We start from the raw sequence: 590 nt of genomic DNA on the forward strand, positions 1-590 counted from the left end.
TATTGGCTGAAACGAGATAATTCGCCGTCAGTCGAGCATCAAGTATTACTAAAGAAGGTTGAGAATGCTCATGAGTTGAGTGGTGGCTCCGCAGGCGCCAGAACAATAAGTGAAATCATTACACAAGATGAAAGTGACGTAACGTTAAGTCGATATCGAGCTACTAACTTAATGAAAAAGCTTAATTTAGTCAGTTGCCAGCTACCTCAACATGCTTATAAGAAAGGCTCAAAGGAGCATGTGGCAATACCTAACTTGCTTGAACGTCAGTTTGATGTAACTGCGCCCAATCAAGTCTGGTGCGGCGATGTGACGTACATATGGACAGGAAATCGTTGGGCCTATTTAGCTGTCGTGATTGATTTGTTCGCTCGAAAACCTGTTGGGTGGGCAATGTCACACTCACCTGATAGCGATTTAACAGTTAAAGCACTAACAATGGCTTACGAGCTACGTGGCAGACCTGAAAACGTGATGTATCACAGTGACCAAGGCAGTCACTACACGAGCCGAAAATTCAGACAGAGGCTGTGGCGTTACCAGATAACACAAAGCATGAGCCGACGCGGAAATTGCTGGGACAACGCACC

1 protein-coding gene is annotated in these 590 nt (G+C 45.4%); it reads left to right on the forward strand.

Annotated elements, in window-relative coordinates; genetic code table 11:
* On the forward strand, positions 1-590 hold a 590-nt coding region (locus Q4575_RS19845; RefSeq protein WP_303523941.1), incomplete at both ends, for an IS3 family transposase.

The organism is Psychrosphaera sp. 1_MG-2023 (genome assembly GCF_030548245.1).
In the GTDB taxonomy this organism is placed as follows: domain Bacteria; phylum Pseudomonadota; class Gammaproteobacteria; order Enterobacterales; family Alteromonadaceae; genus Psychrosphaera; species Psychrosphaera algicola.